Origin of the sequence: Bacteroides oleiciplenus YIT 12058 (assembly GCF_000315485.1) — a bacterium.
GTDB lineage: Bacteria > Bacteroidota > Bacteroidia > Bacteroidales > Bacteroidaceae > Bacteroides > Bacteroides oleiciplenus.
The window spans coordinates 206,100-229,114 of sequence record NZ_JH992943.1 but is presented as its reverse complement, the minus strand read 5'-3'; the positions used below and the strand labels follow the sequence as shown (position 1 = coordinate 229,114).

Here is a 23,015-nt window from a genome sequence, read left to right as displayed (position 1 = left end):
AATGAAATCAGTAAATAAGATATTAACAGTATTTGCTTCTGCTTGCTTCACGCTGAGTAGTTGTGATATTGATCCTGTTCTGACAAGTAGTTATCCTGACGATATCACTTGGTCGAATGAAACGAATCTGCAATTGTATATTAATGGCTTTTATTCTTTGATCGGAGGATATTATTCAATCACTGATGATGCATGTGCTGATCTTTTGAAAGCCAACAATCCGGTTGCCAATACTAATTTGTTTGTATTCGGTTCTACTCCTATTACTTCTGCCAGTAATCTTTTTGATAACTGGAATAATAGGCATTCCTGGCAATTGACTTGTTGTCGTGCTTTGGAAGGATTGGAAAAACACCGTGAAAACTTTACCGAGGAGGTCGTCCAACGCGCAGAGGCGGAATTCCGTTTTTTCCGTGCTGTGGCTAATTTCGATTTAGCGAAACGTTATGGAGCCAGTTTTATCCTGTACAAGCAGTTACCTGAACTTGGACAAAAGGAGCATGCACGTTGTACACCGGATGATTGCTGGGATTTCATAGCAGAGGACTTGGACTTTGCAGCTAAAAATTTGCCTCTGAGAGGTACTGTAGAGGCCGGTAAGTTGACAAGTGGTGCAGCTTATGGAATGAAAGCTCGTGCTATGCTTTATGCTGAACGTTGGAAAGATGCTTCCGATGCTGCTGCCGAATTGAAAAAGCAAGGGTATGAATTGTATGAAGATTATGGAAAGTTGTTCTTAAATAGAAGAGCGAAACCGGTTGCAAATAATGAAAGTGTTATAGAGTTTGGCTATGTTTATGAAACGTTGGATTATTCTTTTGATTATTTCAATTGTCCGCCCAGTGATGGAGGTTATGCTGAAATCAGTCCGACAGAAACGTTGGTATCAGCTTATCAGATGGCTGATGGTAAAGAGTTTGACTGGAACAATCCAGAAATGGCTGCCAATCCCTATGAAGGCCGTGAACCACGTTTCTACGCTTCCATACTTTATAACGGTTGTCAATGGAAAGGAGAAACACTTTATACATACGAAGGTAGTGTGGATGGCTATGGCTTAGGTGGTGGTACTACTTGTACGGGCTACTATATGCGTAAGTTGTTTGATCCGGAAATTAGTAAAAGCCAAATGCGTAGAACTGACTTGACTTTCTATTATATGCGCTATGCTGAAGTTTTATTGATCTATGCGGAAGCAATGGCAATGCAAGATAAACTTACTGAAGCATTGGAAGCATTGAATGAAGTGAGAGACAGAGTTGATTTGCCGGCAGTATCTGCCAGTACAAAGACTGAATTCATGAAACTTCTCCGCCACGAAAGAATGGTAGAGTTAGCTTTTGAAGGACATCGTTTTTGGGATCTCCGCCGTTGGGGACTGGCAACTACAGTCCTGAATGATACTCATATGAAAGGAGTGAAGCCGACAAAAGTAGGCGACGGATATGAATACAATGTTGTGGATTGTGATGCTGGTAAAACGCGTGTTTATCTGGAAAAATACAACCGTTTCCCTATTCCTATTGCAGAAATTCAGCAGAACTCTGCTTGTGAACAGTTTGATGAATGGAAATAATTAAAAAATGAAGCTATGAAAATACTTAATAGAATTGCAGCAATAGCGTGTTTGTTTGGGGCAGTGCTCTTGGTATCCTGTGAGTCTCCTGACTTGAGCACAGCACATGAAAGCCAAGTAAATGGTCTACTTAATGTAACCATTCAGATACCTGATAATCCGACGGAGTTTTATGCTACCAAGAAAGGTCCTTATGAAGAGGGAGAAGAAATTACGGTGAAAGTTCCTACCACGGATGAGGACCCGCTCGATGTAAGCCGTCTGATTTGTACTGTAAGTGTGGAGCATAATTGTTATGTTGTTCCAGGAGTTGGGGGTGAAATGGATTTCACTGAGCCTTATAAAATAACTGTAATCGATGCATTGGGCAATCGTCATAACAATACGATTCGTGTGGTACCGACACCGCCTAAAACCAAGTTCTCCAAAGTGTGGGAAAAGAATTGTACCGATCTGGGATTGGCAAGCCGCAACAATACAGGCTTGGCAATATACGGTCAATATCTGGCAGTTCAGGAATACAATGGTCCTATCTACCTGTATGACATGAAGACGGGAGCAGCGGTTAAGACTATAGATGCAGCAAGATCGTTTATGATGAAGGCTCGTACGGATGATGCTGGCCACTTGATTACTTCCCGTGAAAATATTTACGGTGCAGGTTTCATGGTCTTCTATTATTCTGAAGCGGATCAGGAACATAAGTTGCTGCTTGACTATACTGCCGGTGATGGTTGCCCGGGAGATTTGGGGTATAACATGAATGTAGCGGGTGATGTAACCAGCGGTACAGCTTATATTTATGGTACAGGGCCTAATGATATGACTATTTATTATTGGAAATTACAAGATGGCCAGTTAGTAACTCCTGCCAATCAGCCTAATAAACTACGTTACGGACCGGCCGGAAGTTCTTGGACTGCCGCACCTGCCATACAGCGTGTTTCATTGGCCGATGATTCGGACCATTACATCAGTTATACGAAGTGGGTAAATGGAAACAGTGATGAGGCTTTGAAGAGCCGCTTCAATATCTTTACGACATCCATGGAGGTTACGGCCTTGAATGCTGCCGACCATGAATACCGTTTGCTTGGCTTCAATGTATTTAAGGTGGAAAATGATACCTATCTGGCACTCAATGACCAAGGTGCTGACCAATGGGCCGGTGGTGGTGCTACCCTCAAGGTATTCGACATTACCAATACCTCTAAGATGGAACTGGGGCCGGACGATGACGGATATAGTGACTTCTGTGTATTTACAAGCGATATGTCCGCATGGGGTCAGAATTACTTTAGCTGGGGAGACATTGCTGTCTACAAAGAAGCAACCTCAACCGGATATGACGTGTACATTGCAACCTCTGTTGTTGGCTTTGATTTATCACAGTCTATTGTTAGAATGTATAAGATGAGTTATTTCCGTCAATAAGACACATTGATTAATTCAAATCGGGAGTGCCGCTAATCCGGCGGCACTCTCTTTTAAAACTAATGCCTTATGAAAACAACTGCTATATTGGTAAGTCTGTTCTGTTTTATTTTGGCTTCCTGTGGAAGTGATGATCATAACGGAGGAGGAAACGGTCAGGATGGTGACTATAACCTGAAAGAAGAGATACGCAAAGTACTGAATAGCACGAAAGCTACTAAAAACATTAATCCTTTTGATGAATTGGGATGTGAGATTTATCGTATTGGTCCGACGAGTAGTGAAGAACCTACCAAGGCAACCATTGATTATGAATTAGGTGATGATTATAAAGAAGGAGTCGGGAGTTTTAAACTCAAGTATCATTTTTCCGGTACTCCTATGACCGCAAATCCTGAATATGTATATTTTGAAGAAACATGGGGAGATTATCGCCCTGATCTGTCTTTTCATCCTTTGGGACTTTCCATTTGGGTAAAAGGTCAAAAAGAAAATAAAGGTATTTTCCGCTTTATCATCATGGAAGATGAGAAGCAGTTTAATGCCGATAAACCGCATGATAGTACACGTAAGAGATGGCAATATTATGCTTTCGAAGACGACGAAATATTATCGAAAGAAGGCTGGAACCGTTTGGTTATGCCCTACAGTGCTTTTAAATTATATAAAAAGGGACAAGGCGCTACGGCCAATGGCTTGCTTTTAAACCGTTTTGAAGGTTTTCGTATTGAAATCGTAAATACTAAACATGAAGTTTGCACCGGCGAGGTGGGTATCGATGGATTGGAACAGTTGACTTCCTACGAACTGAAACCCGGCAAACCCAAGTTCTCGAGTATTTTTGTACAATTGAATACCGCTTATATCAATGAAGACTGGGATAAGCAATTCCAGGATAGCCGTGCCATCGGTATTGATACGTGGATAATTCAGTATGTGGAGCAGTTTACGGATGGGGAGAATACCAGTATTTCATTCTATAAGAATACCAATGTGCCTTGGATTACCGAGAAGTATGACTTTGTAGACAAAATGTTCGAGGCTGCCGAACGGAATGGAATAAAATTGATTGTAGGTCTTTACCCTGGTGATTACAGTAAAACGAACACGGCATCGCCGGAGAAGTATAATCTCAATTTGGAAAGAAATAAGATGGTATTTGATGAGGTCTTTGAGCAGTTCGGAAATCATCCTTGTCTTGAAGGCTGGTACATAACCGAAGAATTTCACGACGGGTCTTACCCTGTGGGCTGGCAGCAGGAACCCTCTTTGTCCATGTTAGCTAAATATCTTGAAGGGGTGGCCTCCTATATCAAGACAAAATCGGATAAACCTGTTTCTATTGCTCCGGCTTTATGGCGAGGTATGCCGGCCGATCTTTGCGGCCAATGGTTCGGGCGGATTTTCGCACAGACACCCAATATTGATTACTTATACCTTCAGGACCTGGGTGGACGCTGTTTGGTTGACGTGGATGTAGACTTGCCTAATTGGTTTGCTGAGATTAAAAAGGCATGTGATGCCAACGGCGTACATTTTGGTGTTGATATAGAATCATTCCAGAGCTGCTGGTGTCCGGATGTTCCTTATCGGGAAAAGGGCTGGAGTGAACTAAAGGAACAGCTATTTGTAGCAGGCTTGTTTACCGAGTATATAACGAATTTCAGTTGGGTTACTTTCAAGAAGGGTACAAACAATTATACAAGTTATAAGAAGTACCTGGAAGATAATGGGCTTTTGTAAACAATGAAGACTCCCTGTTCGAAAGGTGTAGTGGTAAACAGATATAAATGTATATTTTATAGATGTGTATATTTATGATTAATAAAATATGATGAGAAATGTAATTTTGACAGCAGGAATGCTCCTGAGTTCTTTGGTTTTGAGAGCCGGTGATATTTCGAAGTATGTGCTGGATAATTATCTGATTCCTGTTGACAAGCCGGGGATTATGATTGGTCATATCTATCCGTCACCATCGGATATTCGTTTACTCTCTGATACATCTTCTCTTTTCAGAATTGACCCGAAAGAGAAGACAATCAGTTTGAAAAAGAATAAGACTTTATCGAAGGGGCAGGCTGCCTATAGATATGGCATTACTCTTTTGATTGATGGGCAGGAATATGACTTTGAATTATTGAAAGATGGTTTCAGCAAAAATAAAGTAGTAGCCCACCGTGGTGTCTGGAAACAAAAAGGAGTGATGCAAAACTCCATCCGTTCTTTTCAGAACGCAGTAGAACTGGGATGCCAAGGTTCGGAGCTGGACGTCTGGCTGACGGCTGATAACAAAGTGGTACTCTCTCACGATCCTCATGTATATGGAATAGAAGTAGAAAATACGAGTTTGCTGCAACTGTTTCAGAAAACCATTCATGAGAAAGACCCGGTTCCTTCCCTGCAAGAACTCCTGCTGGCTGCCAGGGCACAGAACACCACTCATCCTGTCATCGAAATAAAAGACTCCCAAAAAGGATTGGCCCGCACATTGCAGTTGACCGATTCGGTAGTCAGCATTGTACATCGCATGAAGATGCAGGGATATGTGGAATATATCAGCTTCAATTATGAAGTCTTGAAACGTATCCGGCAACTGGACCCGACAGCGAAAACCCTCTATCTGATGGAAGGAAAGAAGGATCTGAAAGAACTGGTTGACGACCACATCTCAGGAATTGATTATTCTTATTATGCATATCGGAAGGACAAGGATTTGACCCGAAAAGCCCAAGAGGCGGGTTTGCTAACTAATGTTTGGACAGTGAATAATGCAGAAGAACTACAGCAGTATTACTTGTTGGGTGTTGATTACATTACCACTGATGAGCCGGAATTATTATTGAAGATTATTGATAGTTTAAAATAGAAAGACGATGTATAAGAAACTTGTTTTATGTTTAGCTGTATTATTCAGTGCTCTTACGGGTTCTGCCCAGAAAGATGTGTTGAAGTTCAGCCGTGACGGTAAATTCAAAATCGTTCAGTTCACTGATGTGCATTATAAATATGATGACCAGGCCAATTCTCAAATTTCCTTGGAGCGGATAAACGAAGTGTTGGATGCGGAACATCCTGATTTCGTTATTTTCACGGGTGATGTGGTGGTTTCCAATGAGACTTTCAAAGGGCTGGATATTGTTTTGGAGCCTTGCATTAAACGTAATATTCCCTTTGGGGTTGTATTTGGCAATCATGATGATGAGTATGACTATGCACGTCCCGAACTTTATGATTATATTGCCAAAAAGAAAGGTTGTTTGATGCCTGCCCGTGCAGGGGATGTGGCTCCCGATTATGTATTGACGGTGAAATCATCAAAAGATAAGAAGAATGCCGCTTTGTTATATTGCATTGATTCCCACTCATATACAAAGATAAAGTCAGTACCCGGATATGATTGGATAAAACTTGACCAGATAATCTGGTACAGAAATAAGAGCATGGAGTTCACGGAGCTGAATGAGGGCGTTCCTCTTCCGGCATTGGCTTTTTTCCATATTCCGATACCTGAATATAAAGATGCCGTGATGGAAGACAAGAACAGACTGTTCGGGGTGAAGGGCGAAGGCGTGGCTTGTCCTACCACTAATTCCGGTTTATTCACTGCTATCAAGGAATGTGGCGATGTCATGGGTACATTCGTAGGACATGACCATAATAATGATTATGCAGTTGCCTATAAGGAAGTATTGCTTGCCTATGGACGTTATACTGGCGGAAACACTGTATATAATAATCTGGCTAACGGCGCCCGTGTGATTATTTTGCAAGAAGGTGAGCGTAAGTTCGATTCTTATATTCGTCTGGCCGATGGAGAGATAGAATCGCGGATTTCTTATCCGGGTAGTTTTTACTAATTTAAAATGATGATTATGAAACGTATTTTTTTACTACTCTTTTCTTTATTCACCCTTGTTGGTCTGCAAGCGGAAAACAAGGTAAGTTTGACTTTGATTCCTCCGGGAAAAATAACCAATAAAGTAGATTTGGATATTCGTGGAGGTATTGTCAATGAAAGCGCTTCGCAGCAAACCTATCAGGTTTCTTTATACTGGGACAAAGAGAAAAAGGATGCATTGCTGCATGAAACCACTGTGACCATCCCCGCAGGAAAAGCCGAAACGGTAAAGGTGGTGATACCTACCAAGGAACGGGTAGGGAAGCATAAAGTTATCTTTAAAGTAGCTGGTGCTGACAAAACTTACCGGAAAACCAAAGATATTGAAGTCATAGAATCGGATATCCGTTCCATCCGGCAAATTTCCGGTGCTTGGACAGGTATCTATCATTGGAGTGAAATAGAAGGAAAACATTGGAACCAGGACATCAAGAAGGTGACCGATGAACAGTGGAAAGAACTGATACGCTCTATGAATAAGTTGGAAATGAATTTGGTAGTCATTCAGGAAGTGTTCCGTAATGAGGAGTATGTAGGTAAACATACGACTACTGTTGATAATTATGCTGGTAAAGCATTCTATCCCTCCAAATTGTATCCCGGACGCATGGACATCACGGCCGAAGACCCTATTGAAGCTATCTTGTCGGAAGCAGACAAGTTGGGCATGAATGTGTTGGTGGGAGTAGGTATGTTTGCCTGGTTCGACTTTACGCCCGAATCTTTGGAATGGCACAAGCGGGTAGCCAAAGAATTGTGGGATATGTATGGGCATCACGAATCCTTTTATTCGTTCTATGTGTCCGAAGAAAGCGGAGGCGGTCTGGATAACTGGGAACAACGTCCCGAAATGCGGAAGAAAAGGAAAGACGATATCGTGAACTTCTTCAAGGAATTCAAGGCCTATTGCAACAGTTTCGCACCAAGTAAACCTGTGATGCTGGCCACCAATAGCTTTGAAGTACCTAATGGAATGGATACCTATCCGTCATTGATGGAACATCTGGATATTCTATGTCCGTTTGGCTTTGCCCGTATGCCTGAGGGGGACCTGACTGGTAAGGAAGCTGCCCTCATGCTGCAAAAGGTTTGCGATGAGACAAAGTCCCATTTATGGTTTGATCTGGAAACTTTCTTGTTCAATCCGGATAACTCCCTGTATCCCCGTCCGGTGGAAGAAATCATCCGCGACCTGAATTTGCTGGATAACTTCGAAAAAATCCTTTGTTACCAGTTCCCCGGCGTTTTCAATGATCCGAAGATGTCCATCCGTATCGGTGAAGCCCGTACAATCGACTTATTCAATGGTTACATGAAATACTTGAAAGAACTAAAGTCTAAAAATAAGAAACGTAAATAAATAAAAAGTGATGAAGTGCTATTATCTATACCTGTTTATCCTGATAGGGATCTGTTGCTTTTCAGAAGTAAAAGCTAAAAATACCGGCAAAGTTTTCAATGGGAATGATCCGGCGGTGAGATATATTGGCAGAACGTTGGTTTCTCCGGATGGTTCGGTGGCTTTCGACTGGGTGGGGACATACTTTGAAACCCGTTTTACGGGTGGTAACGTATCAGTAAGAGTTTCCGAAACCGGAACGAGTTATTACAACGTATTTGTCGACAATAAGCTGCACCGGGTTGTAAAAGTGTGCGGAACAGATACGCTAATCAATGTGGTATCAGGGATAGATAAGCGCCTTCATAACTTGAAGATACAGAAGCGTTCCGAAGGTGAATTCGGAAAAACTACTATTCATCAGTTCGTCCTTTCCGTTTCGGGGCGTTTGATGGAAGAGCCTGTGGTGCGTACCCGCCATATCGAGTTTATCGGTAACTCGCTGACCTGCGGATACGGTACGGAAGGAAAAGACCGTAATGATCCTTTCCTGGTAGAAACGGAAAATTGCAACATGGCCTTTGCTACCATGGTAGCCCGCTATTATGATGCAGACTACACGCTGATAGCACATTCCGGTAGGGGAGCAGTCCGCAATTACGGCGATTCGGTGCGCGTGTCCAAAGTAACGATGAAAGACCGGATGCTGAATACGTTTGATGAAGACCTTACCCATAAATGGGATTTTACCGGCTATCGTCCCGACCTTGTAGTAATTAATTTAGGATCGAATGATTTCTCAACAGAACCTCATCCTTATAAAAGTGAGTTCGTAAAAGCGTATAAACAGATTATTGCTCAGTTACGTGAGTATTATGGCAATATTCCTGTATTGTGTATTTATCCTGTAGCTATGCAGGCACCAGTGTACAGTTACTATGAAACTATAGTATCAGAGTTGAATGACCCGAAAGTCTTTCTGCTGAAACTGGATAAAGACCTCTATAACCGTACCACTGATATGGGAGCTGCCTGGCATCCTGGATACCGTGGACATCAGAAAATGGCAATGTGGATGATTCCTTATATCTCGACTATCACAGGTTGGGAACTGACTAATAAAGTGATTGAATAAAATAACGAATGAGTATGCCGAAAAGAAATATAATATGGATTCTGCTGGCTTTCTTTTTTATGCCCCATATGACTGCCGCTGTCCATAAAGGAAAGAAAGAAGTAGTTCTGTCGGAACCAACCTTACGTGATAAAGTGAAAGGTGCCTGGGCAGGGCAAACTCTGGGGTGTAGCTATGGAGGCCCTACCGAATTCAAATTCCTGGGGACTATTATTCAGGATTATATTCCTATTCCCTGGGATAAACACATGGTCAAGAAATGGTATGACACATTTCCCGGACTGTATGATGATGTGTATGTAGACCTGACGTTTGTCGAAGTCTTCGAAAGATGCGGACTGGATGCTCCAGTAGACTCGTTTGCCGCTGCTTTCAGACGGGCGGAATACCCTTTGTGGCACGCCAATCAAGTGGCACGCTACAACCTGTTGCAGGGCATGAAAGCCCCTCAGAGCGGTTATTGGAAGAACAATCCCCATGCACATTGCATCGACTTCCAGATAGAGGCTGACTTTGCCGGAATCATGTCACCGGGGATGCCTAACCAGGCTGCTGAAATCTGCGACAGGGTGGGGCACATAATGTCCTATGGCGAAGGCTGGTATGGCGGCGTATACGTTGCCGCCATGTATTCTCTGGCCTATGTCAGCAACGATGTGGAGTATATCGTGAAAGAAGCCCTCAAAGTCATACCGGAAGAAAGCGATTTCCATAAGTGCATGTCCGACGTCATTCGTTGGCACAGAAAGTACCCGAATGACTGGAAACGTACCTGGTTTGAGTTGCAGAACAAATGGAGTGAAGAAATCAGTTGCCCCGAAGGCATCCACAACTCCTTCAATATAGGTACGAAAATTAACGGGGCCTACATACTTCTGGGATTGCTTTACGGGCAGGGCGATTTTACAAAGACCATCGACATCTCCACCCGTGCCGGACAGGACTCTGACTGTAACCCGGCATCGGCAGCAGGAATACTGGGAACGATGATAGGATACAGCAATATTCCCGAATACTGGAAAGAAGCTCTGCATGAAGTGGAAGATATTCCTTTCTCCAATACCGATATAAGCCTGAATAAAGCCTATGATATGACTTACAGGCATGCTTGTGACATGCTTCGGAAGCACGGGAATGTGAAAGCCGGAAACGACTTTATCATCCGGCGGGAGAACATCCGCCCCGTAGCGCTGGAAGTTGCTTTTGAGAACCTGAAAGTCAGCGATAAACTTACCATTGAGAAATCGATAGATGATGTGAATCCGTTTTCTTTCGAGGGCACGGGACTGGTGGTGAAAGGATATGTGGCAGGAGGACTGCCTGCTGATTATACAGCAGAAATGGAAGTATATATAGATGGAAAGTTCTATGAAACCACCGCTTTGCCTCAGGAACTCAATCACCGGAAGTGTGAACTGTTTTTTTGTTACGACCGTCCGGCAGGGCAACACACCGTGACCTTTAAATGGAAGAATCCTGTACCTAACGGCAAGATATGGATAACTGAAATTATAATCTATACAACGAAATAGCAACCATGAAAAAGATAATATCCCTGATCAGTTTTTCTTCTCTGCTGCTGATGATGACGGCTTGTGTCAATAAGCAGGCTTCCACAACAGAGGAGATACTGGCAAAAACGCATGCAGTGAAGACCTTGAACGCTTATGATGAAATGAGCTGTGTGGTGTACGACATGAAAGGACTTCCTGCATCGCCTCAAACTTCGATAGACCGTTTTATCAGTGACGACTGTGTAGAAGGTACTGGAAGCTTCGAAATTAAATACTCTTTCTCCGGCAATTCCCCCGAACCGGAATCCGTATATATCCAGCAAAGCGGCGGAGACTATCGCAGTGACTTGTCCTTCCATCCGTTGGCCCTTTCCATTTGGGTGAAAGGTAATAAAAACAACAAAGGTACGTTCCGTTTTATGGTAATCCAGGATACGGATATGTTTACTCAGGATGCGCTTCATGACAAAGACCGTTGGCAATTCTTTGAATATGTGGACAAGGATGTGCTGACCAAGGAAGAATGGACGCGTGTTGTGATGCCTTACGAGGCTTTTACCTTTGCCAAAGGACGTGACATGGGCGATAATCAATTGGTGCTGAACCGCCTTGAAGGATACCGTATTGAAGTGACAAATGATGATGGCGCAGCGTGTACCGGCTCATTCTGCATCGATAATCTGGAACAGTTGACTTCTTATACTCCCGAGTTCAAAGGAACCCCGAAGTTTTCCAGTGTTTTCATCCAGTTGGATGCTGCCTATAAAGATACTGATTGGGATAAAGAGTTCAAGGCAAGCCGTGAGGTGGGCATCGACACCTGGATTATCCAGTATGCCGAAGGGTTCAATGACCGCACGGAAGAGAAATCCTCCTTCTATGCTCCTACAAAACTACCGTGGGTCACGAAACAGTATGATATCATGAATCGCATGTTCGAGGCTGCCGGACGCAATGACATGAAGCTGATTGTGGGGCTTTATCCCGGTGACTATAGCAAAGAAGACACTACGACACCCGAGCAATATGAATTCCTTGTAGAGCGCAATAAGCAGGTCTTTGATGAATTGTTTGCCCTTTGGGGAAATCATCCCAGTCTGGCAGGCTGGTATATAACGGAGGAATTTCATGACGGTTCCTATCCCGTGGGATGGCAACAGGAACCTGCATTATCCATGCTTGCCAACTATTTGCAGACGGTAGCTGTTTATGTAAAATCGAAATCTCCCAAAGAAGTTTGCATTGCTCCCGCTTTGTGGCGTGGGATGCCGGCTGACCTCTGTGGAGAGTGGTTCGGTAAGATATTTGCCCAGACACCTGATGTCGATGTACTCTACCTTCAGGATATAGGCGGACGCTGCCTGGTAGACTTTGATGTAGACCTGCCTAACTGGTTTGCTGAAATAAAGAAAGCCTGCGATGCCAACGGAGTAATTTTTGGAGTAGACATAGAGTCGTTCAAAAGTTGTTGGTGCCCGGATATACCTATGACAACTAAGCCTTGGGTGGAGTTGGAGGAGCAGTTGAGAGTGGCGGGAATGTTTACCGAGCATATCACAAACTTCAGTTGGGCTACTTTTAAACCGGGAACGGATACCTACGAAGGTTATAAGAAGTATCTTGCCAAAGGTCAGCACTGCGCCTGTAAAGGTCAATACTAGACTTGCCAAGGTCAACATTAAACTTGAAGTAACATATGAATTTATTCATAAAAAAAATAGTACGATGAAGAAAATTATAGTGATTGGCAGTTCTAATATGGATATGGTGGTGAAAACCTCTCATCTGCCTGCTCCCGGTGAAACGATTCTGGGTGGCGAATTCTTTATGAACCAAGGTGGGAAAGGAGCCAACCAGGCAGTTGCAGTAGAACGGCTGGGTGGCAATCTGATATTTATGGCGAAATTGGGGAATGATATATTGGGACAGCAGTCGATTGAGTATTTCAAGAAGGAAGGCATCGATACAAGATACATTGCCCTTGATGAGAATTCAGCCTCCGGAGTGGCTTTGATTAGCGTGGACGATCATGCTGAAAATAGCATCGTAGTGGCTTCCGGTGCCAACATGTTGTTGGATGAACAGGATGTGGATAAGGTAGTGGAAGAAATGTGCGAAGGAGATATCCTCTTGATGCAACTGGAGATTCCGCTTCAAACGGTGGAGTATGCTGCCAGAAAAGCTTTTGAGAAAGGAGTGAAGGTTGTTCTCAACCCGGCTCCCGCCCGTAATCTTCCGAAAGCGCTGCTCCGGTATCTCTATATGATTACTCCGAACCGCATCGAAGCTGAAATGCTGACAGGCATAAAGATTACCAACGATGTTGATGCCGAAGACGTAGCGAAGGAAATCAATGCCATGGGAGTGCAGAATGTGATTGTTACTCTGGGTTCGAAAGGCTGTCTCATAAGAGAAAACGGTGCTTCCTATCGTGTGGATGCCTTCAAAGTGGAACCTGTCGATACCACCGCAGCCGGAGATACATTCAACGGAGCTTTATGCGTTGCATTGGCGGAGGGTATGGAGTTGAAGCAGGCTGCTGTGATGGCTTCCAAAGCATCGTCCATAGCTGTGACCAGAATGGGAGCCCAGTCTTCTATTCCTCGCCGCGAAGAATTGTAATCAAAAGAATGAATTAACTTCTAAAAATAACGATTATGTTTATAGTTGAAAGTTACGGATTGGCAGTAGCATTGTGCTGGGTTACGATGTTGTGCTGGGGATCATGGGGGAATACTCAAAAATTGGCTGCCAAAACATGGCGCTATGAGTTGTTCTATTGGGATTATGTGATTGGCATCCTGCTTTTCTCTCTGGTTTGGGGATTGACTTTGGGTAGTACCGGAGAAGCAGGTCGCGGATTTATACAGGACTTGTTGCAAGTTAGTCCGGAAAACTTCTGGAGTGCTTTCCTGGGTGGTGTCATTTTCAATGCTTCTAATATATTGCTGTCGGCTTCCATGTCGTTAGCCGGCATGTCGGTTGCTTTCCCGATAGGGGTGGGACTGGCATTGGTGTTAGGCGTGTTTGTCAATTACTTCAGTGTCCCGAAGGGCGACCCTGTTATTCTTTTCCTGGGTGTCTTCCTGATTGTACTGGCCATTATTTGTAATGGAATAGCTTCCGGAAAAGTATCCAAGGCTTCCGGTCAGACTACCCGGAAGAAAGGTATTCTGATTGCTGTTTGTGCCGGTGTCCTGATGGCGTTTTTCTATCGCTTTGTAGCTGCTGCTATGGATTTGGAGAACCTGGAATCACCTACTGCCGGCATGATGACTCCGTATTCTGCCTTGTTTGTGTTTGCAATAGGTATCTTTATCAGTAACTTCCTGTTCAACACCTTGGTGATGAAGAAACCTTTTGTGGGACAACCGGTGTCTTACAGCCAGTATTTCAAAGGCAATTTCAATACTCATATGGTGGGTATTCTGGGTGGTATTATCTGGGCGTTGGGAACTGCATGCAGTTATATTGCTGCCGGAAAAGCCGGAGCGGCTATATCCTACGCGTTAGGACAAGGTGCAACGATGGTTGCCGCATTGTGGGGACTGTTCATCTGGAAGGAATTTAAAGGTGCTTCCAAGTCCACCAATCTGCTGCTTACACTGATGCTTATTCTTTTTATCTCCGGTCTGGTATTGATTATTGTGTCGGGAGGTAATTGATATTTTTATAAATGAATAATAGATTGTATACTATGAAAAATAATTTTCGGATGATTATGTTTGCCCTATTGATGTCATCGGTTTCATTGCCGGCAGTAATGGCTTTAGCTGGTAATGGTGCCTCCGGCAAACAGAAAAAAGAGAAAACAACAGAATCGGCCTTAGGTGTGAAACCTATTACCGGTAGCTGGATAAACCTAGCATATAAAGATGTTCGTAATAAATATACGAATCCACAAAACTTCGATAATACAGACCCCGAATTGTGGAAAGCTAAAGTGCGGGAACTGTCGGCTATGGGCATTGAATATCTGGTATTCATGGAAGTAGCCAATGAAGGTAAGGCTTATTATCCCTCTAAGATGATGCCTTGGTGGTATGATAAGAATAAGCAAAGCCCGGTAGAAGCTATTCTTGATGAGGCTGCCCGGCATAATATGAAGATTTTTATGAGTACCGGATGGGCAAAGGATCAGGATGATAATTTGCTAAACCCTGCCATCAAGGAACGCCAATTCCAGATTATGGAGGAGTTGACCGCTCTTTATAAGAATCATAAAGCCTTCTACGGCTGGTATTTACCTGTAGAAGATTGTCTTTGCCCCATTTTTGCAGAGCATGCCGTGCAATCAGCCAATGTATTGACCGAAAAAGCTAAAGCGTTGACTCCCGGCAAGAAAACCTTGATTTCACCTTATGGTATCGGACTGTCTGAATTTGATAATCCGGAGTATGAGAAACAAATGGCGAAACTGAAAGTCGATATCATTGCCTATCAGGATGAAGTGGGCTGTGTGCGCGATCAGTTTATGTTGCCTCGTTTAAAGAAGACCTGGCAACGGTTGCGCGACATTCATAATCGCCTGAACATTGAGATGTGGGCAAATTGTGAAACTTTCACTTGGGAACAAGGAACCAATGACCGTACTTCCGCTTTAATTCCGGCTGCATATCCGCGCCTCTTGTCCCAGCAGGTGGCGGCTTCTGCGGGGGGAGTTGATAAGATTATTTCCTTTATGATCTGTGGTATCATTGAAAATCCGGAATCTGCTTATCAGTTGGGACAGCCAGTAGGTTCGAACAAGGTCTATAATGACTATATGGATTGGAAGAACGGGACGGAATACTGGCAATTGGTTGAAGCTGCCTTGATGGAAAAACTGGTCAATGGGGCAACAACGGAAATGATGCTTGGCAAAGCTGATTTGAAGGCATTGCTGGATGGCAAAGTAGCTGAAGAGGATAGTGAAGATACCCGTTGGGTGAAATTTGAAAAAGGTTATCACGAGTTTGTGGTGGACTTGCAGAAAAAGACTAAGCTTCAAAAAGCTATGCTTCGTATGTTGAACTATAATTTAGAAGAAATAGGCATGCCGCTGAAAGTCTACCTGTTCACTTCGCTGGATGGAAAAGAGTATAACCTGGCTTCCATCAAGGATGCTCCTCACTTCCCGAACAACAAACATGATGCATGGATTGAAAATATCCTGTTTGACGGTTTAGATGAGAATGTGCGTTATGTGAAGGTAGCTTTTGATGCTTCGCAACAGGTGTATGCAGATGAATTCTTCATTAATCCGGCAAATAAATAAAAAAATATTAAGATCTCTTTCTTCTTCAGGGAACGATAATTGTCTCCTTACTGGGTGTCATAATCCTTTGATGAGGCACTGTCGTTCCCTTCTTATTTCTCCTTCAGATTAGTATAATCTATTCTTTTTTCTTAACTTGATAGTTCTTCGTCACTTATATTCCTTTTTCAGATAGACTTATTCGACATTAACAGAGCACTTTTTCATGCTTCTCCTATAATTCAATCTCATTTCTCTTAAAAGAAACTGATATGTGTCATTGATGCATTTATTATATTGTATTTATATAATTAATATATTTATCAATATAGGGTTTTATGATGGAAAATAAATACTTCCTTTTAGTTTTAGTTAAACATGATTAATAAAATATGGCTTCTCTTTCTATTCATTTGTTTGAGGTTTATATTCATTCTGCTATTTTCTTTGTTTTAGGCTAAAAACAGAGACTTATTTCGTTAAATATGAATATAAATAAGATTTTAATAATGAAATTATTTATTATATATTGTTTATTTAATAAATATATCTATATTTGCATCGTATTATAATGAATAAAAGCTTCATTATAATAAAGCTTAAACTTAGAGTTCAATAGGTTAACATATATAATATACGAGGAAAAATACTATGAAAACAAGTAATCGCAGAGAATTTTTAAAGAAAGCCGCTTTGGCAGGAGCTTCCGCTTTGGTAGCTCCTGGATTGCTGGCGGCTGAAGGAATAGGGATGGCTTCATCTTCTTCAATACCTTGGAGTGGTGGCGATGCTAACAAGTTTATTATACCCAAAGCAAATGGTTTGAAGATTACCGGAACTTTTTTAGATGAAATTTCTCATGATATACCTCATCAGAATTGGGGTGAAAAAGAGTGGGAACAAGATTTCTGTCACATGAAGAGTATTGGCATCGATACTGTTATTATGATTCGTTCCGGTTATCGTAAGTTTATCACTTATCCCTCTGCATATTTATTGAAGAAAGGATGTTATATGCCATCCTTTGATTTGGTGGATATGTACCTTCGGTTGGCGGAGAAATACCAAATGAAATTTTATTTCGGTTTATATGATTCCGGGAAATACTGGGATACGGGAGAACTGTCATGGGAAATTGAAGATAATAAGTACGTCATTGATGAAGTGTGGAACGGATATGGCGAAAAATATAAAAGTTTTGGTGGATGGTATATAAGTGGTGAGATTAGCCGTAAAACGAAAGGTGCCATTGATGCTTTCCGTGCGATGGGAAAACAGTGTAAAGATGTGTCCGGCGGTTTGCCGACTTTCATATCTCCTTGGATTGATGGCAAGAAAGCTGTAATGGGAACAGATAAATTGACTAAGGAAGATGCTGTTTCAGTTCAGGAGCATGAAAGGGAATGGAATGAAATATTTGACGGGATTCATGAAGTGGTAGATGCCTGTGCTTTTCAGGACGGTCATATTGATTATGATGAGTTGGATGCTTTTTTCACGGTTAATAAAAAGCTGGCAGATAAATATGGAATGAAGTGTTGGACAAATGCAGAAACGTTTGACCGGGATATGCCGATTAATTTCTTGCCGATTAAGTTTGATAAACTCAGAATGAAATTGGAAGCTGCGAAGAGAGCCGGATATGATAAAGCTATTACGTTTGAATTTTCTCATTTTATGAGTCCTCAGTCTGCCTATCTGCAAGCCGGCCATTTGTATGATAGATATAAGGAATACTTTAATATCAAATAATATGAAACATTTATTGAAATATTTATTTGTCTGTTTTGTCTGTGCTGTTAACATGAGTGTGATGGCTCAGCCGGTTGCAGATGTTAAGGGACAGGTGAAATGTCAAGGTAAGGGGCTCTCCAATGTTGTGGTGACAAATGGTTTTGATTGTGTATTGACTGATGCGGAAGGTAGATATGCTTTGCCATATCACCGGGATGCACGTTTTGTCTATGTAACGACTCCGGCAGGTTATCTTCCTCAAAGAGAAAAGAGTCTTCCACATTATTATAAAAGAATAGAGAGTTCGGTGGGAAGCTATGATTTTACTTTGACGAAGAATCCGAAGAATGACAATAAACACATTTGTCTGGTACAGTCCGATGTGCAAGCAGCAAAGGCGAGTGATATTGAAGGGTATGTGAAGTATCTGAAAGATGTCCGCCAGTTCGTTGATAAGCAGAAGAGCAGTGATATCTTTGTATTGGACTGCGGTGATATCGTAGGTAATGCTCCGGCTATATTTCCTTCTTATATCCAATCTTCCGATGTTTTGGATCTTCCTTTTTATCGTGCTGTAGGTAATCATGATATGGAATATGGCGTACGCTCTTATGAACATTCTTACAAAACTTTTGAGGAATATTTCGGACCTATCTATTACTCGTTCAATCGCGGTAAGGCTCACTATATTGTACTGAACAATTGTTTCTACATCAATCGCCATTATCGCTATATCGGCTATATTGACGAGCGTACTTTACAATGGATTGAAAAAGACTTATCCTTTGTGCCGAAAGACCATCTGGTTTTTGTGACCATGCATATCCCGACCAGCTCAACCAAAGAGTTGAAGTTCAATGCTTTGCTTCCCGATGAAACGAGTAATGCTTCCAGCATATATGACCTTTTGGCTGGATATGACGCGCATATATTTACCGGTCATACTCATTACAATTGGAATGTTGTGTTCAACGATAAACTCATGGAACATAATACGGCTGCGGTTTGCGGTACTTTCTGGAAAGCTGAAATCTGTACAGACGGTACTCCGAGTGGTTATGGGGTTTATGAAGTAAATGGTAATCAGGTGACTTGGAAATATAAGAGTGCCGGATATCCACTTGATTACCAGTTCAAAGGTTATCCGGTTGGTTCATCTGAAGAAAATCCGCAAGATATTATTGCTAATGTATGGAACTGGGATGAACAGTGGAAAGTAGAGTGGTATGAAAATGGCAAATGTATGGGTGAAATGCAGCGTTTTGAAGGATACGATCCGGAAGCTAAAATCATTTGCTCCGATAAAGAACGGATGGTGTATGACTGGATTATGCCGATAAAAACAGAGCATCTGTTTAAAGCGACTCCACAAGATAAAAATGCAGCTATAGAAGTCGTCGTGACTGACCGTTTCGGAAATGTATATAAGCAAAATATAAAATAATATATCTATGAAATCTACAATTAATATAGGTTATCTTGTCTTCCTGTCAGTGGTTGCTGCCTTAGGTGGTTTCCTGTTCGGATATGATACCGCCGTTATTTCCGGAACCATCGCACAGGTAACGGAACTGTTCGGGCTTGATGCCTTGCAACAAGGATGGTATGTGGGATGTGCCTTGGTAGGATCCATTGTCGGCGTACTTTTTGCCGGAGTTTTGAGTGATAAGTTCGGTCGTAAACTTACTATGGTTATTTCAGCGGTTCTATTTTCCACATCAGCTATCGGATGTGCCTTGTGTGCTGACTTTAATCAGTTGGTGATTTACCGCATAATCGGTGGTATCGGCATTGGAGTCGTTTCTATTATTTCTCCGCTATATATATCGGAGGTTTCCGTTGCTCAGTATAGAGGGCGTCTGGTTTCTTTGTATCAATTGGCTGTGACAGTTGGCTTTTTGGGTGCTTATCTGGTAAACTATCAGTTGCTTGCCTACGCGGAAACCCATACTAATCCGGGGACCGATTGGTTCGATTTGATTTTTGTTACCGAAGTGTGGCGGGGAATGTTGGGAATGGAGACTCTTCCGGCTGTATTATTCTTTATTATAATATTCTTTATACCTGAAAGTCCGCGTTGGCTGATACTGAAGGGGCAGGATGTGAAGGCAACGAATATTCTGAAGAAAATCTACGTCTCTGCTAAAGAAGCTACGTTCCAGGTGAACGAAACGAAATCGGTATTAACTTTCGAGTCAAAATCCGAATGGTCTCTCCTGTTGCAACCCGGAATTCTGAAGGCTGTCATTATCGGGGTGTGCATTGCAATATTGGGACAGTTTATGGGAGTAAATGCGGTTCTTTATTACGGCCCGTCTATTTTTGAAAATGCGGGTTTGTCGGGTGGAGATTCTCTTTACTATCAGGTTCTGGTAGGACTGGTAAATACTCTGACTACGGTGCTGGCACTGATTATCATTGATAAAGTCGGACGTAAGAAACTGGTTTATTATGGAGTTTCCGGCATGATTGTTACTTTGCTGCTTATCGGTATCTATTTCCTGTTTGGAGAGTCTTTAGGCATTTCAAGTATATTCCTGCTTATATTCTTTTTATCTTATGTATTCTGCTGTGCTATTTCTATTTGTGCAGTGGTGTTTGTGCTCCTTTCTGAAATGTATCCTACCAAAGTTCGTGGATTGGCTATGTCCATTGCCGGATTTGCTTTATGGATCGGAACGTATCTTATCGGCCAGCTGACCCCTTGGATGCTCCAGAATCTTACCCCCGCCGGAACATTCTTCTTGTTTGCCGTTATGTGCGTCCCCTATATACTTATTGTTTGGAAACTTGTTCCCGAAACGACAGGAAAGTCATTGGAGGAAATAGAACGTTACTGGACCAGTTCCAAATAGAAATCGACCTTAATATACAATATAAAAATAGAGAATTATGGATTTTAAAAAATTGGCTGCTCTTTATAAGGACGAACTGATGGATAACGTTCTTCCTTTCTGGCTAAAACATTCTCAGGATCACGAGTTCGGCGGATATTTCACCTGTCTGGACCGTCAAGGTAATGTTTTCGATACAGATAAGTTTATTTGGCTGCAAGGCCGTGAGGTATGGTTGTTTTCAATGCTCTACAATAAGGTAGAGAAGCGCCGGGAATGGTTGGATTGCGCCATTCAAGGCGGAGAGTTCCTGAAAAAGTACGGTCATGATGGAAATTACAATTGGTATTTCTCTCTTGACCGTATGGGACGCCCCCTGGTCGATCCTTACAATATTTTCTCCTACACTTTCGCAACCATGGCTTTTGGGCAACTTAGCCTTGCCACCGGAAATCAGGAGTATGCGGATATTGCTAAAAAAACGTTCGAAATCATTCTGTCCAAAGTAGACAATCCGAAAGGCAAGTGGAATAAACTTCATTCCGGCACGCGTGATTTGAAGAATTTTGCTCTTCCTATGATCATGTGTAACCTGGCTTTGGAAATAGAACATTTGCTCGATAAGGATTACCTGAAGAAAACGATGGAAGTATGTATTCGCGAGGTGATGGAAGTATTTTACCGTCCGGAGCTGGGAGGCATTATTGTAGAGAATGTGCAGAGCAATGGCGAACTTTCCGATTCTTTCGAAGGCCGGCAGGTGACTCCGGGACATGATATTGAAGCTATGTGGTTCATTATGGATTTAGGAAAGCGCCTGAACCGTCCCGAGCTGATAGAAAAAGCTAAAAATGTGACTTTAACCATGCTCGATTATGGCTGGGATAAAGAATATGGAGGTATTTACTACTTCATGGATCGCAAAGGATGTCCTCCCCAGCAATTGGAATGGGATCAAAAACTTTGGTGGGTACACATCGAAACGCTCATTTCCCTGTTGAAAGGATATCAGCTTACGGGTGATAAAAAGTGCCTGGAATGGTTCGAAAAAGTTCATGACTATACATGGGGGCATTTCAAAGATTCGGAATATCCAGAGTGGTTTGGTTACTTGAACAGGAGGGGTGAGGTGCTGCTACCGCTGAAAGGCGGGAAATGGAAAGGCTGTTTCCACGTACCCAGAGGGCTTTACCAATGTTGGACAGTTCTGGAAGAGATAATAAAATCAGAATAAAATATTTAATACTATGAATCGACGAAATTTTCTAACGACTTTAGGCTTGGGAGCTGCCGGCATGCTAATACCGGGTATTTCGCAGGCCGGGATTTTGCAGGAAGCTGTCCAAAATCCTAAAATTAAGCCGATATCCGGTTCCTGGTTTGAGTTTCAGCATCCGGGAGGAAAAGAAGGTGTGTATTGGGATAAGGATTTGAGAAATTTTACCGCAGCTCAGTGGCGGGAGAAAATCCGTGAAATCCGTGAAACAGGTATGGAATATCTGGTTATGATGAATGTGGCTTCCCATGGTTTCGCATTTTATGATACGGATTTGGCTCCTAAGTTCAAGATGGGATGTGAAGATCCCATTGAAACGGTTCTTGCGGCAGCTGATGAGTTTGGGGTTAAATTCTTTGTCAGCAATGACTACTGGGCGTTGGATCTGGATGCTGTGAAGATGATGACCGATAAAGAGTTAGGAAGAAAGAGAGCCAAATCTATGGAAGAGATTTATGCGAGATACGGGCATCATAAGAGTTTCTATGGCTGGTATTTTCCTAATGAATCATGGTTGGATCCCTATTTCGGTGAATATGTTATCCCGTATGTGAATGAGTGTGCGCAGATAGCCAAATCATTGAATGCCAATTGCGTTAATATCATCGCGCCTTATAATATTAAGGCCGAAAAATGCGATGATACATTTATCAGGCAATTAGAGCAGCTTAATGTGGAGATTGTAGCCTATCAGGATGGTGTAGGGGTGGGCGTGACTACATTCGAACAATCAGCCCGTGCCTTTGAAAATCTATCTAAGGCGCATCAGAAAGCCGGTCGTTCAAGAATATGGGCGGACATGGAACTTTTCTACTTTGAACAGACCACTCATGGCAGCCTGATTTCAGCCGACTTTGACAAAAGGATTATCCATCAGATGGAGGCCATATCTCCGTTCGTAGATAAGATTCTGGTATATCAATATCTTGGTATTATGAACAAGCCCGGTTCATTGGCTCACGCCGGGTTGCGCGATGAATCAGTCAGACTGTATAATCAGTATATGAACTGGTATAGAAAGCAGAACTTTAAATAA

17 protein-coding genes are annotated in these 23,015 nt (G+C 42.4%); all 17 read left to right on the top strand.

Annotated features, from left to right (window positions below; translation table 11 throughout):
- The first annotated feature begins 1 nt into the window (after position 1).
- The 17 genes from HMPREF9447_RS17400 to HMPREF9447_RS17320 all read left to right on the top strand — a co-directional run bounded on the left by HMPREF9447_RS17400 (position 2) and on the right by HMPREF9447_RS17320 (position 23,015).
- Positions 2–1,576 (top strand): RagB/SusD family nutrient uptake outer membrane protein, encoded by a 1,575-nt coding sequence (locus HMPREF9447_RS17400; protein WP_009131072.1) that lies wholly within the window; start codon positions 2–4, stop codon positions 1,574–1,576.
- Between the two features lie 15 nt (positions 1,577–1,591).
- A complete protein-coding gene (locus HMPREF9447_RS17395; protein ID WP_009131071.1) occupies positions 1,592–3,010 on the top strand; it encodes a DUF5018 domain-containing protein in 1,419 nt (472 codons plus the stop codon).
- Between the two features lie 69 nt (positions 3,011–3,079).
- The gene (locus HMPREF9447_RS17390; RefSeq protein ID WP_009131070.1) at positions 3,080–4,753 is read left to right on the top strand and encodes a DUF4434 domain-containing protein; all 1,674 of its coding nucleotides are present in this window, start codon (positions 3,080–3,082) and stop codon (positions 4,751–4,753) included.
- Between the two features lie 88 nt (positions 4,754–4,841).
- On the top strand, positions 4,842–5,879 hold the full coding sequence (locus tag HMPREF9447_RS17385; RefSeq protein ID WP_244267640.1) for a glycerophosphodiester phosphodiesterase family protein: 1,038 nt from the start codon (positions 4,842–4,844) through the stop codon (positions 5,877–5,879).
- A gap of 7 nt (positions 5,880–5,886) precedes the next feature.
- Complete coding sequence (locus tag HMPREF9447_RS17380; protein WP_009131068.1) at positions 5,887–6,870, top strand: metallophosphoesterase family protein; 984 nt, start codon at positions 5,887–5,889, stop codon at positions 6,868–6,870.
- Between the two features lie 15 nt (positions 6,871–6,885).
- On the top strand, positions 6,886–8,271 hold the full coding sequence (locus tag HMPREF9447_RS17375; protein ID WP_009131067.1) for a DUF4434 domain-containing protein: 1,386 nt from the start codon (positions 6,886–6,888) through the stop codon (positions 8,269–8,271).
- Between the two features lie 10 nt (positions 8,272–8,281).
- Entirely contained in the window at positions 8,282–9,385 is a 1,104-nt protein-coding gene (locus HMPREF9447_RS17370; RefSeq protein ID WP_009131066.1) for an SGNH/GDSL hydrolase family protein, read from the top strand.
- Positions 9,386–9,399: 14 nt separating this feature from the next.
- Complete coding sequence (locus HMPREF9447_RS17365) at positions 9,400–10,917, top strand: ADP-ribosylglycohydrolase family protein (RefSeq protein ID WP_009131065.1); 1,518 nt, start codon at positions 9,400–9,402, stop codon at positions 10,915–10,917.
- 5 nt (positions 10,918–10,922) lie between these two features.
- Positions 10,923–12,560: a DUF4434 domain-containing protein gene (locus HMPREF9447_RS17360; protein ID WP_009131064.1), complete on the top strand. Its 1,638-nt coding sequence runs from the start codon at positions 10,923–10,925 to the stop codon at positions 12,558–12,560.
- Between the two features lie 64 nt (positions 12,561–12,624).
- Positions 12,625–13,521, top strand: a complete 897-nt coding sequence (gene rbsK / locus HMPREF9447_RS17355) for a ribokinase (RefSeq protein WP_009131063.1) — start codon at positions 12,625–12,627, stop codon at positions 13,519–13,521.
- Between the two features lie 35 nt (positions 13,522–13,556).
- On the top strand, positions 13,557–14,564 hold the full coding sequence (locus HMPREF9447_RS17350; RefSeq protein WP_009131062.1) for a GRP family sugar transporter: 1,008 nt from the start codon (positions 13,557–13,559) through the stop codon (positions 14,562–14,564).
- Positions 14,565–14,596: 32 nt separating this feature from the next.
- Positions 14,597–16,156 (top strand): DUF4434 domain-containing protein, encoded by a 1,560-nt coding sequence (locus tag HMPREF9447_RS17345; RefSeq protein WP_009131061.1) that lies wholly within the window; start codon positions 14,597–14,599, stop codon positions 16,154–16,156.
- A gap of 630 nt (positions 16,157–16,786) precedes the next feature.
- Positions 16,787–17,887: a DUF4434 domain-containing protein gene (locus HMPREF9447_RS17340; RefSeq protein WP_009131060.1), complete on the top strand. Its 1,101-nt coding sequence runs from the start codon at positions 16,787–16,789 to the stop codon at positions 17,885–17,887.
- A gap of 1 nt (position 17,888) precedes the next feature.
- Positions 17,889–19,313: a calcineurin-like phosphoesterase C-terminal domain-containing protein gene (locus HMPREF9447_RS17335; RefSeq protein WP_009131059.1), complete on the top strand. Its 1,425-nt coding sequence runs from the start codon at positions 17,889–17,891 to the stop codon at positions 19,311–19,313.
- Positions 19,314–19,320: 7 nt separating this feature from the next.
- Entirely contained in the window at positions 19,321–20,724 is a 1,404-nt protein-coding gene (locus HMPREF9447_RS17330) for a sugar porter family MFS transporter (protein ID WP_009131058.1), read from the top strand.
- A 37-nt stretch (positions 20,725–20,761) separates the two neighbouring features.
- Entirely contained in the window at positions 20,762–21,937 is a 1,176-nt protein-coding gene (locus tag HMPREF9447_RS17325) for an AGE family epimerase/isomerase (protein ID WP_009131057.1), read from the top strand.
- 13 nt (positions 21,938–21,950) lie between these two features.
- Positions 21,951–23,015 (top strand): DUF4434 domain-containing protein, encoded by a 1,065-nt coding sequence (locus HMPREF9447_RS17320; RefSeq protein WP_009131056.1) that lies wholly within the window; start codon positions 21,951–21,953, stop codon positions 23,013–23,015.